This window comes from Streptomyces sp. NPDC002490, from assembly GCF_040296045.1.
Taxonomy (GTDB): domain Bacteria; phylum Actinomycetota; class Actinomycetes; order Streptomycetales; family Streptomycetaceae; genus Streptomyces.
Genome location: NZ_JBEOWM010000015.1, coordinates 91,357 through 106,030 on the forward strand (window position 1 = coordinate 91,357; position 14,674 = coordinate 106,030).

General features: G+C 73.5%; 13 protein-coding genes and 2 pseudogenes. 8 read left to right on the forward strand and 7 right to left on the reverse strand.

What is annotated here, in order from left to right; all coding sequences use genetic code 11:
• The first annotated feature begins 4 nt into the window (after positions 1 to 4).
• Positions 5 to 1,153 carry a DUF5925 domain-containing protein gene (locus tag ABT092_RS12365; RefSeq protein ID WP_351242839.1) on the forward strand — a complete coding sequence of 383 codons (1,149 nt, stop codon included), beginning with the start codon at positions 5 to 7 and terminating at the stop codon, positions 1,151 to 1,153.
• A gap of 6 nt (positions 1,154 to 1,159) precedes the next feature.
• Entirely contained in the window at positions 1,160 to 2,449 is a 1,290-nt protein-coding gene (locus ABT092_RS12370) for an MFS transporter (protein ID WP_351242743.1), read from the forward strand.
• Here the strand turns inward: ABT092_RS12370 and ABT092_RS12375 are convergent.
• On the reverse strand, positions 2,433 to 3,299 hold the full coding sequence (locus ABT092_RS12375) for an NAD(P)-dependent oxidoreductase (RefSeq protein ID WP_351242745.1): 867 nt from the start codon (positions 3,297 to 3,299) through the stop codon (positions 2,433 to 2,435). The genes ABT092_RS12370 and ABT092_RS12375 overlap by 17 nt on opposite strands.
• A gap of 131 nt (positions 3,300 to 3,430) precedes the next feature.
• On the opposite strand from ABT092_RS12375, the gene ABT092_RS12380 reads away from it, so the two are divergent.
• Complete coding sequence (locus ABT092_RS12380) at positions 3,431 to 4,057, forward strand: TetR/AcrR family transcriptional regulator (protein ID WP_451361596.1); 627 nt, start codon at positions 3,431 to 3,433, stop codon at positions 4,055 to 4,057.
• A gap of 19 nt (positions 4,058 to 4,076) precedes the next feature.
• On the opposite strand, the gene ABT092_RS12385 is transcribed toward ABT092_RS12380, so the two are convergent.
• On the reverse strand, positions 4,077 to 4,451 hold the full coding sequence (locus ABT092_RS12385) for a GntR family transcriptional regulator (protein ID WP_351242747.1): 375 nt from the start codon (positions 4,449 to 4,451) through the stop codon (positions 4,077 to 4,079).
• Positions 4,452 to 4,573: 122 nt separating this feature from the next.
• On the opposite strand from ABT092_RS12385, the gene ABT092_RS12390 reads away from it, so the two are divergent.
• Together ABT092_RS12390 and ABT092_RS12395 are read left to right on the forward strand one after the other, a co-directional pair.
• Entirely contained in the window at positions 4,574 to 5,488 is a 915-nt protein-coding gene (locus ABT092_RS12390; protein WP_351242749.1) for a GNAT family N-acetyltransferase, read from the forward strand.
• Positions 5,469 to 5,933, forward strand: a pseudogene (locus ABT092_RS12395) (ribonuclease FAU-1 family protein); the annotation flags it as partial. The gene ABT092_RS12390 and the pseudogene ABT092_RS12395, both read left to right, overlap by 20 nt.
• A gap of 364 nt (positions 5,934 to 6,297) precedes the next feature.
• Here the strand turns inward: ABT092_RS12395 and ABT092_RS12400 are convergent.
• The 4 genes and pseudogenes from ABT092_RS12400 to ABT092_RS12415 form a co-directional block, all read right to left on the reverse strand.
• Entirely contained in the window at positions 6,298 to 6,765 is a 468-nt protein-coding gene (locus ABT092_RS12400; protein WP_351242751.1) for a GNAT family N-acetyltransferase, read from the reverse strand.
• 187 nt (positions 6,766 to 6,952) lie between these two features.
• Positions 6,953 to 8,437, reverse strand: a pseudogene (locus ABT092_RS12405) (tripartite tricarboxylate transporter permease); the annotation flags it as partial.
• 1 nt (position 8,438) lies between these two features.
• Positions 8,439 to 8,999: a tripartite tricarboxylate transporter TctB family protein gene (locus tag ABT092_RS12410; RefSeq protein WP_445400004.1), complete on the reverse strand. Its 561-nt coding sequence runs from the start codon at positions 8,997 to 8,999 to the stop codon at positions 8,439 to 8,441.
• Positions 8,996 to 9,979, reverse strand: a complete 984-nt coding sequence (locus ABT092_RS12415; protein WP_351242755.1) for a Bug family tripartite tricarboxylate transporter substrate binding protein — start codon at positions 9,977 to 9,979, stop codon at positions 8,996 to 8,998. The genes ABT092_RS12410 and ABT092_RS12415 overlap by 4 nt, the downstream gene beginning before the upstream one ends.
• A 160-nt stretch (positions 9,980 to 10,139) precedes the next feature.
• Here ABT092_RS12415 and ABT092_RS12420 point away from each other — a divergent pair, with 160 nt between their 5' ends.
• The 3 genes from ABT092_RS12420 (at position 10,140) to ABT092_RS12430 (ending at position 13,567) form a co-directional block, all read left to right on the forward strand.
• A complete protein-coding gene (locus tag ABT092_RS12420) occupies positions 10,140 to 10,850 on the forward strand; it encodes a response regulator (RefSeq protein WP_351242757.1) in 711 nt (236 codons plus the stop codon).
• Positions 10,851 to 11,227: 377 nt separating this feature from the next.
• Complete coding sequence (locus tag ABT092_RS12425; protein WP_351242759.1) at positions 11,228 to 12,274, forward strand: lytic polysaccharide monooxygenase; 1,047 nt, start codon at positions 11,228 to 11,230, stop codon at positions 12,272 to 12,274.
• Positions 12,275 to 12,562: 288 nt separating this feature from the next.
• The gene (locus tag ABT092_RS12430) at positions 12,563 to 13,567 is read left to right on the forward strand and encodes a DUF3533 domain-containing protein (protein ID WP_351242761.1); all 1,005 of its coding nucleotides are present in this window, start codon (positions 12,563 to 12,565) and stop codon (positions 13,565 to 13,567) included.
• 111 nt (positions 13,568 to 13,678) lie between these two features.
• Here the strand turns inward: ABT092_RS12430 and ABT092_RS12435 are convergent, their stop codons facing one another.
• Complete coding sequence (locus tag ABT092_RS12435) at positions 13,679 to 14,581, reverse strand: S1 family peptidase (RefSeq protein WP_351242763.1); 903 nt, start codon at positions 14,579 to 14,581, stop codon at positions 13,679 to 13,681.
• Positions 14,582 to 14,674 lie beyond the last annotated feature (93 nt).

The window sequence follows — 14,674 nt, forward strand, 5'->3', positions numbered from 1 at the left end:
CGTGATGCGGGAGGCCACCCCGACGCACCCGTCCCCCGAGGACCGCCCGGCCCTCGCCGCCCCGGATCCGCTCGCGACCGCCGTACCGATCCGGCTCTCCCTCAACGACGAGGACGGCCCGCCGGACGTCCTGGACGCACTCTTCCTGGGACGGTTCACCACCGGCGAGGAACCGTTCGCCCGGCGCACCGCCATCGAACGGGTGCGCGCCGAGGCCACGCTGCTCCCGCCCGGGGCCACCGTGGTGCGCTCCGCGCGCGACGACAACCGGCGCAACACCCTCGCGGTGGGCGAGGGGTGGACCCTGCTCACCTCCCGCTGGCGACAGGGCGCCGACGTGTCGGTGACCGCCACCAGCGCCGAGTTGGCGGACCGGGTGCTGGGCCTGGCGACCGAAGGCGCGGCCGACGAACCCGAGCCGCAGCCGGAGACGGTGCCGATGGGCTTCTGGTACGTGTCGCCGCGCCGCGGGCCGCACCGCACCACCCGTCAGATCTCCGCCCTGACCTGGGAGGAGGCCCGGGCCAACTACACGGCGCCGGTGGCCCTGGCCATGGACGGGCTGATGAAGATGACCGCCGAGGACGTCACCGGCCGGCTGCTGCTCCTGCACGGCCCCCCGGGCACCGGCAAGACCTCGGCGCTGCGGACCCTGGCCCGTGCCTGGCGCCGGTGGTGCCAGGTGGACTGCGTGCTCGACCCGGAGCGGCTGTTCTCCGACGTCGGCTACCTCATGGACATCGCCATCGGCGAGGACGAGGGGACGGAGAAGGGGCGCTGGCGGCTGCTGCTCCTGGAGGACTGCGACGAGTTGATCCGCGGCGGCGCCAAGCACTCGGCGGGGCAGGCGCTGTCGCGCCTGCTGAACCTGACCGACGGACTGCTCGGCCAGGGCCGCAACGTGCTCGTGGGGATCACCACCAACGAGGACCTGGAGCGACTGCACCCGGCGGTGGTCCGCCCCGGTCGCTGCCTCGCCCGGGTCGAGGTGGGTCCGTTGACCCGGCCGGAGGCGGTGGAGTGGCTCGGCACCGGCGAGGGCGTCGGCCGGGACGGGGCCACCCTGGCCGAGCTGTTCGCGCTGCGCCGGGGCGGCGGACCGGCCGAGGTGCCGGCCCCGCGCGGCGGCGCGGACGCCGGCCTGTACCTGTAAGCCCGGGTGTCCGGCCACGGACCGCTCGGCGGGGTGCTGGCGGCCCTGGCGGTCTCGCTCACCGGGACGAGGATCTCCGCGATCGCCCTGCCGTGGTTCACCCTCGCCACCACCGGCAGCGCCACCGGAGCCGGGCTGGTGGCCTTCGCCGAGATGGCCCCGTACGTGGTGGTGAAGGCGTTCAGCGGGCCGCTGGTGGGCCGGGCCGGTCCGCGCACCGTGTCCTGGACCACGGACCTGGTGAGCGCCGCCGCCGCGGCGGCGGTCCCGCTGCTGCACGCGGCCGGGCACCTGTCGATGGGGGTGCTGCTGGTGCTGGTCGCGGTGATCGGAGCGGCGCGCGGGCCCGGGGACCTGGCCAAGGAGGTCCTGGTCCCCGAAGCCGCGGAGCGGGGAGCGGTGCCCCTGGAGCGGGCCGCCGGGCTGGCCGGGGCGATCGAGCGGACGGCGGGCACCCTGGGGCCCGCGCTCGGGGGCGTGCTGGTCGCTGCGGTCGGCCCGTTGACCGGCCTCGGGGTGAACGCCCTGTGCTTCGCGGCGGGTTCGCTGGTGGTCGCGGTGGCCCTGCCGCACGACCTGGGGCGGGGTGCCGGGGGGACGGCGCCGGGTGCGTTCGACGATCCGCCGCAGGGGTACTGGCGACGGTTCGGGCAGGGGTACGCGTTCCTCCGGGGGGACCGGCTGCTGCTCGCGCTCTCCGCGATGATCGGCGTCACCAACCTGTTGGCCACCGGATTCCTGACCGTGTTGCTGCCGGTCTGGGCCCTCGCCTCGGGCCACGGCCCGGCGACGGTGGGCCTGCTCGGCACGGTGGGTGGTGCGGCGTCCGTGGCGGCCGGGCTGGTCGCGGCGGGCATCGCCCACCGGCTGCCCCGGCGGGCGGTGTTCTTCACCGGGTTCCTCTGCGCGGGGGCGCCTCGGTTCCTGGTGTTGGCGGCGGGGGCGCCGATGTGGCTGGTGGTGGCGGTCTTCGTCCTCGACGGCTTCGGCAGCGGCTTCCTCAACCCGATCCTCGGCGCCCTGCGCTACGAGCGGGTGCCCCGGCCGCTGCTCGGACGGGTGAGCGCCCTGGTCCACGCCCTGGCGTGGGCGGGGATCCCCTTCGGCGGGCTGCTCGCGGGAGCGGCGGTCGGCGCCGTGGGACTGGCGCCCGCCCTGGTGGCCGGCGGCGCGCTGTACTTCCTGACCACCACGCTCACCGGGCTGCGGCCCGAGTGGCGGGCGATGGACGGACCACGGCGGTCCGGGGCGGCGCGCGGGCCCCGGACCCGACGCCGGCTCAGGCCGCCTTCCTGATCACCTCCAGCAGGCTGGTGAAGCCGTCGGCGCCGTGCCCGGCCGCGAGTCCCCGGGCGAAGACCCGGTGCACGGCGGCCGGGAGGGTGGTGTCGACGCCCGCGTCGCGCACCGTGTGGAGCACGTGCTCGACGCTGGCGACGCCCATGGCGAGCCGGTCGACGTCGCCGGGGTGTTCGCCCCGGTGGATCCGCGGGGTGTAGAAGTCCACGAACTGCCCGATGTCGGCGGTCTCCTTGGCGAGGGGCAGCACCTCCTCGGCGGTGAGGCCGTGGGCATCGGCCAGCGCCACCGCCTGGAGCCAGCTCAGCATGGTGGTCCAGAAGACGGTCATCTGGAGTTGGTAGAGGAGTGCCGCCCGGCCGGGGTCCTCCCCGCGGAAGTCCGTGCCGGTCAGCACCTCCAGGGTGGACCGGTGCCGTTCGAAGGCGTCGCGGGGGCCGCTGTAGAAGGTGGCGGAAGCGGGGTCGCCCACCCCGGACGGCGGGGTGCGGACCCCTCCGGTCAGATGGGTTCCACCCCGTTCGGCGACCCGGGCGGCGGCCTCGCGGGCGCGTTCGGGGGTGTCGGAGCTGAGGTTGACGACCACCCGGCCCGCGAGCGCCGCCCCGGCCTGCCCGAGCACCGCGTGGACGGCCTCGTAGTCCGTGAGGCTCAGCACGACCAGTTCGTTGGCCGCGAAGGCCGCCTCGACGTCGGGGGCGCGCACGGCACCCGCCGCGACGAGCTCGTCGGCCCGGCCCGGGCTGCGGTTCCACACCGTCAGCGGATGTCCCTGCGCCAGGAACGCCCGGCCCATGGCCTGCCCCATCGGGCCGAGTCCGATCAGGGTGACTGCCTGCTTGCCCATGCCAAGTCCTCTCGGGGGGTGGGTGCCGTGCCCGCACGGCGGAGCCGATGGAGTGCTCTAGAACGAGCGCTCTATCTAGAGAGGACCCTAGCAGGCTCTAAAACGAACGTTCTACTCGATACACTCGGGGCGTGAAGACCAGCGATGACCCAACGGAGGCGGCGCGCGCCGACAGGGGCGCGACCGCGGCGGAACTCGGCACCCGGGAACGGATCGTCCGGGCGGCCTCCCACCTGATGCAGCGCCAGGGCTACGACGGCACCGGCATCAAGCAGATCTCACAGGAGGCGACGGCCACCCTCGGCTCCGTCTACCACTTCTTCCCCGGCGGCAAGCAGGAGGTGGCGGTCGCCGCGATCCGGTACGGCGAGCAGGAGTTCGCCGATGAACTGGCCCGCTGGCTCGACGCCTCGACGGACCCCGCCGAGGCCCTCGTCCACTGTGCGAACGGCCTGGCCGCCGGGTTGCGGAACTCCGACTGGGTGGAGGGGTGCCCGGTGACCTCCACGGCGCTGGGCACCGCGGGGCGGGCACCCGACATCCAGGAGGCGGCGGCCCGCGCCTTCGCCCGCTGGCGCGCGCTGGTCGCCGCACGGCTGCGCGCGGCCGGGTTCGCCGAGGAGGTCGCCGAAGAACTGGCGCACACGGTGATCAGCACCCTGGAGGGGGCGGAACTGGCGGCCCAGGTCTCCCGGAGCAGCACCCCGCTGGAGATCGCCGGGCGTCATCTCGCCCGACTCGTTGACCTGTACCGCTGACCGCTCCCCCGCGACCCGGTCACCGCCCGTAGGCCGCCCGCAGCGCCTCGCGGACCGCGCGCAACGCCTCCGACTCGGGTACGCCCAGCCGCTGCGCCCGCTCCGCGTACGCCCGGGCGGCCGCGGCGGTCTCCCGACTGGCGGCGTCGCCCGCCGCGGCGACGTACGAACCGTGCCGGCCCCGGGTCTCGATGACCCCGTCGCCCTCCAACGCCCGGTACGCCTTCGCCACGGTGTTCGCCGCGAGCCCCAGCTCCTGGGCGAGGCCCCGGACGGTGGGCAGCTTGTAGCCGGTCGGCAGCGCCCCGGAGCGCGCCTGGTCCGCGATCTGCGCACGGAGCTGTTCGAAGGGGGCGCTCCCCCCGGCCGGGTCGATCACGATCGTCAACGTCACCCCCCGATTCTGACCCACCGGCGAGGTGCCGACCCGGCGGCGGAGCGGCGGGAGCGCGATCCGGGTCCGGGCGCCTGGAAAACCGGAGGCGGTGCCGGGGCGGGGCGACCTAGCGTGCCGCCATGAGCATCGTCGTACGTCCCTTCGAGCCCGCGGACGCCGAGGGCTACGCCCTGGTACGCCGCGCCGCCCTCCCGTTCCTGCTCGTCACGGCCGAGTCGGTGGCCTTCCACTTCGCCGAGGCCCATCCCGACATGCACTACCGCCCGCTGGTGGCCGAACGGAACGGGGAGGTCATCGGCACCGCCCAGGTGGGCGTCGCCCACGAGGCGTCCCGGCCGGGCCAGGGCTTCGCGAACGTCCACGTCCACCCCGACCACCGCGGTCTGGGCGCCGGCACCCTGCTCTCCCGGGCCGCCGAGGAGCACCTCGTCGAGGTCGGTGCCGAGGCGGCGTACGCCTGGGTGGTGGACGAGCCGGGGCACCGGGCCTTCGCCGAGCGCCGCGGCTACCGGCCCGGTCGGAGCGCGCGCTTCCTTCGGTTGGACCTCGCCGCGCTGCCGGCCCCGCTCCCGCTGCCGGACGGGGTGGAGCTGCGCACCGCCGAGGACTTCGCCGACGACCCGCGCCCGGTGTTCGACCTGGACGCCGGGTGCGCCGCGGACGAACCCGGTGATGTGGACGCCGGCTTCGCCGACTACCCGCAGTGGCTCAGGGAGACCTGGAACCACCCTCTGCTGAACCGGGAGTTGAGCACGATCGCGGTGGTCGACGGCGAGCCGGTGGCGTTCACCGCCGCCCGCACCGACGGGACCGCCCGCTATCTGACGGGCATGACGGGCACCGCCCGCGCGCACCGGGGCCGCGGACTGGCCTCGCTGGTCAAGAGCGACTCCCTGCACCGCGCCCGGGCGGCGGGGCTGACCGAGGCGTTCACCGGCAACGACGCCGGCAACGTCCCGATGCTCGCGGTCAACGCCCGGTTGGGGTACGCCGACTGCGGAGGCGAGGTGCGCTGTGTCCGGGAACTCGGCTGAGGGGGTGGAGGTCGTCCTGGTGAAGGCGGGCCGCACCAAGATCCGCTATCCGGCCGAGGTGCTCGCCGACGACGGGGACCGGGTGAGCGTCCGGGCGCCGTGGGCGGCCCCGGGGGTGCGGGACTTCGGCTTCGTGCGCTTCGAGCCCGGTGACGTGTTCACCGAGCACTACTGGCGCACCCGGTGGTACGCCGTGAAGGAGGTGCGCACCGGCGCGGGGGTGCTCAAGGGCTGGTACTGCGACGTGACCCGCCCCGCCGTCGTCCGGGCCGGGGAGCTCGTGGTGACGGACCTGGACCTGGACCTGTGGGTGTCGGCGGACCGCACGGTCGTCCTGCGGCTGGACGAGGACGAGTTCGCGGCCAGCGGACTCACGGAGTCCGACCCGGTGGCGGCGCGGCGGGCGGTGGCGGCCCTGGACCACCTCGACCGGCTCGCCCGGGGCACCGACCCGACCGACCCGTTCCCGCCGCGCGGATCGCGCCGGAGCGTTGCGGTGACCTCGGCCACTGACAACGGACCGGTGGGTCGGTCACCCTCCCGTCATGGGTCTAGACCCACCCGATCGCGGGAAGGGGTAGTCCCCGAGGAGGCAGTCATGCGCCGAGTGACCGTGCAGAAGACGCCGAGCAGGACCGACACCCGCCGCGGGCGGCGGGAGGACAGCGACGACCCCGCACTCGTACCGGTCCGGGAGCGCCCGGAGATCCGCAAGGACGTCCGTCGCGCCTGGTGGCCCGAGGGCTGAGCACCGCGGCGCACGACGGAAGGGCCCGACACCGCAGTGGGCGGTGGCGGGCCCTTCCCTTTCAGTCGAACCGTTTGCGGTAGTGGTAGCGGTCGTAGGCGCCGTCCATCATGCGGCCCATGAACGCATACCCGTAGCGCGGGTAGATCTTCTGGTTCTCCCACATCAGCGCGTGGGTGTGGAGACGTATCTCGGGGAGCCCGAGACGACGGGCGTGGGCGTCGACGAAGTGGAGCAGTCGGCGTCCCGTGCCTCCGCCCTGCGCGTCCGGGTGGACGGCGACGCTGTCGAGGGACAGGTGGTCCTCATGGGGGACGAGGACCACCAGTCCGCGTACCGGCTCTCCGGTCACGAAGACCCGCCCCGCGGCGAGCAGCGCCGCGTGGTCGGCCTCCATCGGAGCGGGGCGCCGGCCGATGCGTTCGACGTAGGGCGCGTAGGCGGCCTCCGTCACGGACCGCACCGCAGCCGTGTCGGCCGGGGTCGCCCGGCGGATGTCCGGGTGCACGGGGTGCCCCGTACCGATCACGCCGTCACGCGCTTCCCTTCCCGCCGGGTCCGTCCGGCTCGTCGGGGGCCTCGGAGCGGCCCTCGGGTCCGTCCGTGCCGTCCGCCGCGGGGGCGTCGGTCGCGGTCTCCTCGTCGTCCGGACGCTCGGCCTTGGCGCCGACGCCGGCCGGCACCTTCTGCGCCGCGGGGGCGACGGCGACGGGGGCGGCCTTGCGGCGCAGGACCAGCATGCTGATCAGCGGCCAGACCAGGATCAGCAGGATGATCGCGTAGACCGTCACCGAGAACGGCGTGTTGACCAGTCCGCTGACGCTGCCGTCGCTGATCTGGAGGGCGCGGCGCAGCTGCTGCTCGGCGTTCGGGCCGAGGATGACGCCGATGACCGCCGGCAGCACCGGCAGGCCGTAGCGGCGCATGCCGAACCCGAGGAGACCGACGATCAGCAGGATCACCAGGTCCAGCGACTCGCCGCCCACCGCGTAGGCGCCCAGCGCGGCGAAGAACAGGATGCCGGAGTAGAGGTAGGGGCGGGGGATGCGCAGCAGCTTGGCCCACACCGGGGCGAGCGGCAGGTTGAGGGCGAGCAGCAGCACCATGCCGACGAAGAGGGAGGCGATGAGGCCCCACACCAGGTCGGGCTCGCGCTCGAACAGGAGCGGGCCGGGCTGGATGCCGTACTGCTGGAAGGCTGCGAGCATCACCGCGGCGACGGCGGTGGTGGGCAGGCCGAGGGTGAGCATGGAGCCGAGCGTTCCGGCGGCGGAGGCCGAGGCGGCCGACTCCGGACCGGCGACGCCCTCGATGGCGCCCTTGCCCCATTCCTTCGGGTGCTTGGACAGCTTCTTCTCGGTGACGTACGACAGGAAGGTCGGGATCTCGGCGCCGCCGGCGGGGATCGCGCCGAACGGGAAGCCGATGAACGGACCGCGCAGCCAGGGCTTCCAGGTGCGCTTGACGTCCTCGCGAGCGAGCCAGGGGCGGCCGACCGGGACCGCCTCGCTGCCGCCGCGGCGCAGGTGGGCGGCGACCCAGAGGGCCTCGCCGATCGCGAAGAGCCCGACCGCGACGATCACGACGTCGATGCCGTCGGCGAGGTGCAGGCTGTCGAAGGTGAGGCGCTGCTGGCCGGTCATGCCGTCGAGGCCGACGAGGCCGATGGTGAGACCGATGAGCAGGGAGGCCAGGCCGCGGATGCGGGAGGAACCGAGGACCGAGGTCACGGCGATGAAGGCCAGGACCATGATGGCGAAGTAGTCCGGGGCGCCGATGTCGACGGCGAGGTCGGCGACCACGGGGGCGAGGGCGACCAGCAGCAGGGTGCCGATCAGGCCGCCGGTGAAGTGGCCGATGGCCGCGGCGGCGAGGGCCTGTGCGCCCCGCCCCGACTTGGCCATCGGGTTGCCCTCCATGGCCGCCACGACGGCCGCGCTCTCACCGGGGGTGTTGAGCAGGATGGAGGTGGTGGAACCGCCGAACATCGCACCGTAGTAGATGCCGGCGAACATGATGAACGCGCCCGTGGGGTCGAGTCCGTAGGTGACGGGCAGGAGCAGGGCGACGGCCATGGCGGGGCCGATGCCGGGCAGCACGCCGATGGCGGTGCCCAGGAGCACGCCGATGACGGCCCAGAGCAGGTTGATCGGGGTGAGCGCGGTGCCGAACCCGTCGATCAGGGAGTTGAAGGCATCCATGTCACAGCACTCCCATCAGGGGGCCGCCGGGCAGCGGAACTCCGAGCAGGCGGTCGAAGATGATGAAGGCGGTGACGGACAGCACCGCGGCGATCGCGGGATCGCGGTGGAAGTGCCGGCTGCCGAGGGCGTAGGCCGACCCCCAGAAGAGCAGGGCGCCGGCGATGGGGAACCCGAGGGGTTCGATGAGCACCGCGGTGGCGAGGAAGACCCCGCCGAGCAGCAGGACCGTGCGCCAGTCCGCCGGTTCGCTGAGGTCGATGTCCTCGCCGCCCTCCGCCTCGCCGTGACCGCCGCGCAGGACGTCGACGGCGAGCAGGACGGCGATCACCAGCAGCCCGATGCCGACGGCGATCGGCACGGTCTTGGGCCCGACGGGGCCGCGCTGGGTGATGTCGACGTCCATGGTGAGGGCGTCGGTGAGGACGAGGACGCCGAGTGCCAGCAGCAGCACGCTGACGCCGAGTTCCGAGTACTCGCGCAGCCAGGAGCGGCGGCCCGGCTCCTGCCCGGCGACGGCCTCCTCGGCGGGGGTCGGACGCCCGGTCTCGTTGGTCGTCACAGTCCCAGCTCCTTCAGTACGGACCCGACGCGCTTGTCCTGGGCTTCGAGGAAGTCGCCGAACTTGTCCCCGGTGAGGAAGGCGTCGTCCCAGCCGTTCTTCTTGAGGGACTCCTTCCACTCCTTGGAGGCGTGCAGCTTCTCGATCAGACCGACGAGCTTGTCGCGCTCGGTGTCGGACAGCCCGGGCGGGGCCACGATGCCGCGCCAGTTGGTGAAGTCCATGTCGTAGCCGGCTTCGCGCAGGGTGGGCGCGTCGAGACCGGGGACCCGCTTGGGGCCGGTGACCGCGAGCAGGCGCAGTTCGCCGGACTTGATCTGGTCGAGGTACTCGCCGACGCCGGAGACGCCGAAGGCGACCTTGTTGCCGAGGATGGAGGCGAGGAGTTCGCCGCCGCCGTCGAAGGGGATGTAGTTGACGGTCTTGGGGGCGATGCCGGCGGCACGGGCCATCAGCATCGGCGCCAGGTGGTCGGGGCCGCCGGGCGAGGAGCCGCCGCCGACGGGGAGCTTTCCGGGCTTCTCCTTCCAGGCGTCGACCAGTTCGTTGATGGTCTTGTAGGGGGAGTCCTTCGAGACGACCACCACGTCCTGCTCTTCGGTGAGCCGCGCGATGGGGGTGGTCTCCTGGAGCGTCTTCGGCGCGTTGTTGGAGCGGACGGCACCGACCACGCCGAGCCCCATCGACATGGCGAGCTTCCCGTTGCCGTGCTCGCTGACCAGTCGGGCGAGGCCGACGGTGCCGCCCGCGCCGGGCAGGTTGAAGACCTCGATGCCGTGGGTGAGCCCGGCGTCCTCGGCGTTCTTGGCCATGGTCCGCGCGGTGATGTCGTAACCGCCACCGGGGGTGTTGGGGACCATGAACTGCAGACCGGGGATGTTGGTGCCGGTGTCGGATTCGTCTCCCGACGTGATCAGCGGCGGCACTGCTATGACCAGGACCGCCGCACCGAGTAGGGCTAGAGGGGTGCGTAGGCGCACGCGAGCCACCACCTGTTCGTCAAGATTGGCTTTTTGTAGGTTCCTCACGCGACTTTTATCTGTGAGGTGGCCCACATGTTGCCTGCGCGTTAAGAGCCTGTCTCCCTTCCGCAACCAACGGACGTTGTGGTCCTTGTGTTCACGCGTTTAGCCTGCGGCGGTGACGAAAGTACTGGTGGTGGACGACGACTTCATGGTCGCGAAACTGCACAGCCGGTACGTGTCCGAAATGATGGGATTCACGGTAGTTGGGGTTGCACACAACGGTACGCAGGCGTTGCGCTCCGTGGAGGCTCTCCGGCCGGATCTCGTCCTTCTCGACGTGTACCTGCCGGACATGGACGGCATCGGCGTGCTACGGGGCATCAGGACGGCCGAGGAACGCGACCCGGACCGGATTCCGGTGGACGTTCTGTTCGTGACGGCCGCCCGGGACGCCGGAACGGTCCGCGCGGCGCTGCGGGCGGGCGCCCTGCACTACCTGATCAAGCCGTTCGAACGGACCGCGCTCCAGGAGCAGCTGCGACACGTCACCGCCGTGCGGGCCCGCCTCGCCGGCCTCGACGAGGCGCGCCAGGAGGACGTGGACGAACTCTTCGGCAGCCGCCCTCCCGGCACGCGCGAGCAACTGCCCAAGGGGCTCGCCGCCCCCACGGCGGACCTGGTGGAACGGACCCTGCGGGAGCATCCGGGGGGCCTGTCGGCCTCGGAGTGCGCGCGGGCGGGTTCCCTGTCCCGGGTGAGCGCCCGGCGCTACCTGGAGTACTTCACCGAAACCGGTCGGGTGGAGGTGACCCTGCGCTACGGCGGCGCGGGCCGGCCCGAACGCCGCTACCAGTGGATCGAGCGCCCCCGACGCACCCGTCCGTGACCCGTCGAGGCCGTGTGCCGCGACCCGCCGCCGCGGGTCCGCGCCTTCCCCCCACCGGCCGTGCCCCACTGACGAGTCGACCCTGAGCTGCGAAGAAGACCGCGGGGGCCGGTGGAAGCGACCCCGTCGCCCGGCTCCCCCGCTCCCCCCGCGCGGCACCGACGGGTGCCCCCGCCGTGAGGATTCGGGCGTATCGGGGCGCGATCTCAGCGCAGCCCGATGGTGTCCTTAAGAGGGCCATAAAGATCACCGGGAGTGGTCTTCGGCAGCGATTTCGAGGCGGTGGAGCGACTAGCTTTCCTCTTGCCCGGGGGTCGTGCACCGCCCGCACGACTCCCGGGTTCCCCCCGCTCAGCAAGACTTGAGGAGACCGTCCCATGACCGCTCGCCGTACGGCCGCCGCGATCGCCGCCCTCGGTGTCGCGCCGCTCGCTCTCACCGTGCTGTCCGCTGCTCCGGTCGCGGCCCACGGTTCCATGAGCGACCCGGTCAGCCGGATCTCCGCGTGCTTCGCCGAGGGCCCCGAGTCCCCCGACTCCGCGGCCTGCAAGGCGCTCGTCGCCGCCGGCGGCACCCAGCCGCTGTACGACTGGAACGAGGTGAACATCGCCAACGCGGCCGGTGCGCACCGCCAGATCATCCCGGACGGGAAGCTGTGCAGCGCCAACCGCTCGAAGTACGCCGGGCTGGACGCCCCGCGCGCCGACTGGCCGGCCGCCCCGTTCAAGAGCGGCAACAACACCTTCAAGTACCGGGTGACCGCCCCCCACAAGGGCACCATCGACCTGTACATCACCAAGGTCGGCTACGACCCGACCAAGGCCCTCAAGTGGTCCGACCTGGAGGCCCAGCCCTTCGCCACGGTGACCAACCCGCGTCTGGAGAGCGGCTCGTTCGTCTTCGACGGCAACGTTCCCGAGCGCTCCGGCCGCCACCTGGTCTACTCGGTGTACCAGCGCTCCGACTCCCCCGAGGCGTTCTACACCTGCTCCGACGTCGTCTTCGGCAAGGACAGCGCCGCCGGGCCGGCCCCCGCCCCGGTCGCCTCCGCGCCCACCGACAAGCAGATCGAGCAGGAGCGCGACCAGTCGACGGTCGAGCAGGGCGGCAAGGGCGACATGTCGCCCGAGGGCCACGGCGGTCACGGCGCCAAGGACGGTGCCGTCGGCAACGCCTCCGCCAACGACGGCCCCGGCTCCGTGACGGCCGTGGAGAGCGGCGGCGCCCAGGGCACCGCGCCCAAGGACGACGCCGGCGCCAAGGCCCAGGGCGGCTCCGCCGAGAACCTGGCCGAGACCGGCGGCAGCAGCTCCACGACCTACATCGCGATCGGTGGCGCGGCCGTCCTCGGCCTCGGTGCCGCCGGTCTCTTCGCCTCCGCCCGCCGCCGTGCGGCGACGGGCGGCGGTCGCAGCGGTCGCTGAGGGACGACCGTCGCGCCGGGTGGCCACCTCCGGGGTTGGGATGGCTACCGGATCGGGTGGCCGCTGAGCAAGCGGCCACCCGGTGCCAGGTGATCCGGAGCGAGGAGGGGCGACCCCCTCGCTCCGGACACTGACCGCAGACCACTGTGCACACCGTCGGGGTGGCGCGCGCCAGTCGCAGGCGCACGCCGCCCCGACGGCGTCGTGCGCGCACCCCACCGCTTCCGCGGTCCGCCATTCGGCCGTGCCCCGCCTGCGCCGGGGCCGGCCCGGCCGGACCGTGGAAGCATGCGTTTCGTCGACGAGTTGAAGAGCGCGGTGTCCCCGCGGGCCGCCCTGCTGGTGATCGGCGTGGTCGCGCTGCAACTGCTCTTCATCACCTCCTACGTCGGAGCCCTGCACGACCCGAAGCCCACGGACGTCCCCTTCGGGGTGGCCGGGCCCGGACCGGCCGCCGATCGCGTGGCGGACCGACTGGCCGCGCTCCCCGGCGGACCGCTGGACCCGCGGACGGTGGCGGACGCCGACGAGGCCCGGCACCAGGTGCTGGACCGGGAGGTCGACGGCGCCCTGGTGGTCGCCCCGGACGGGCGCACGGACACCCTGCTGGTCGCCTCCGGCGGGGGCGCCGCGCTCTCCGCGACCCTGGTCGGGCTGATCACCGAAGCGGTCGCCGCCGAGGGGCGCACGGTGCGCACCGTGGACGTGGCCCCCGCCTCCCCCGAGGACTTCGAGGGCTTGTCGTCGTTCTACCTGGTGGTCGGCTGGTGCGTCGGGGGCTACCTGTGCGCGTCGATCCTCGCCATCAGTGCGGGGGCGCGTCCCGCCAACCCGCAGCGCGCGGTGATCCGGTTGGGTGCGCTGGCGCTGGCCTCCGTGGTCGGCGGGCTCGGCGGCGCGGTGATCATCGGCCCGATCCTGGGCGCCCTGCCGGGCAGCCTCCTCGCCCTGTGGGGCCTGGGCGCCCTGGTGACCTTCGCGGTGGGCGCGGCGACGCTGGCGCTCCAGGGGCTGACCGGGATCGTCGGCATCGGCCTCGCGATCCTCCTCGTCGTGATCGCGGGCAACCCCAGCGCGGGCGGCGCCTTCCCCTCCCCGATGCTGCCCCCGTTCTGGAAGGCCATCGGTCCCGCCCTACCCCCGGGCGCGGGCACCTGGACGGCCCGTTCCGTCGCCTACTTCCACGGCAACGCCGTCACCGGCCCGCTGTTGGTGCTGTCGGCCTGGGCCGTCGCGGGCACGGTGGTGACCCTGCTGACCTCGCTACGGCGCCGGCCCGCCCCGACCGCGTGAGCGGCCGCGGCGCCGAAGGCCGCGGGCCCGCGCCGGAGAACGTCCGGCACGGACCCGCGGCCCGGCCGGCGGGTGCGACGGGCGCCGAGGCCCGTTCCCGCCGGCCCGGGGTCAACCGATGGTCAGGCCGTAGGCGTTGAGCGCCTCCACGACCGGCTGGTAGAAGGTCGTCCCGCCGAAAGTGCAGTTGCCGCTGCCCCCGGAGGTGAGGCCGTAGGCGGTGGTCCCGGCGTACAGCGAACCCCCGGAGTCCCCGGGTTCGGCACAGACGTTGGTCTGGATCAGCCCGTGGACGATCTGGCCGCCGCCGTAGTTGACGGTGGCGTTGAGGGCGGTGACCCGTCCGCTGCGCAGCCCCGTGGTGGAGCCGCGCCGGTGGACCGTGGTGCCCACGGTCGGGGTGGCGGCCCGGGTGATGGTCTGGCTGCCGACCGCGCTCGGCTTGGGGATGGTGGCGTTGGTGTAGCGGACCAGGCCGTAGTCGTCGCCGGGGAAGCTCGATCCGGCGGTGGTGCCGAGCACGGTGGTGCGGGCGGAGTTGCCGTACCAGGTGCCGGCGCCGTCCGTGCAGTGGCCCGCGGTGACGAAGTACTGGGTCGTGCCCCGTCGGGCGTTGAAGCCGAGGGAGCAGCGGCCGGTGCCGGAGTAGATGGCGTCACCGCCGGAGATCAGCGGGGCGAACCTCCCCTTGACGCGCGTGACGGTGATCGCGTCCGCGGAGTCGCCGGCCGCCCGTCTGATCGTGGCGATCTCGGCCGCGGAGACCGTGCTGTCCGCGGTCACCACCACCCGACCGCTCGCCGGGTCCACGCTCCAGGCGGTGCCCGCGACGTCCGCTTCGAGCACGGAGTTGCTGGCCTCGGCGAGGGTCACCGCGTCGTGGGCGGACGGGGCGGCGGCGGAACCGGTCGTGGGCGCTGCGAGGGCGAAGGCGGTGGCCAACCCGGTGGTGACGGCGGCGAGACGGGTGCGTCTGCGGATGCCGGGGCGGAGTGCGGTGCGCGTGATCCTCACGTGATCGTTCCTCCCGAGGGACGTCAGGGGCCCGCATGGGGTGTGGCGGGCCCGTGAGGGCGCTATGCCGTGTTCCTGACAAGCGCTGGTGGG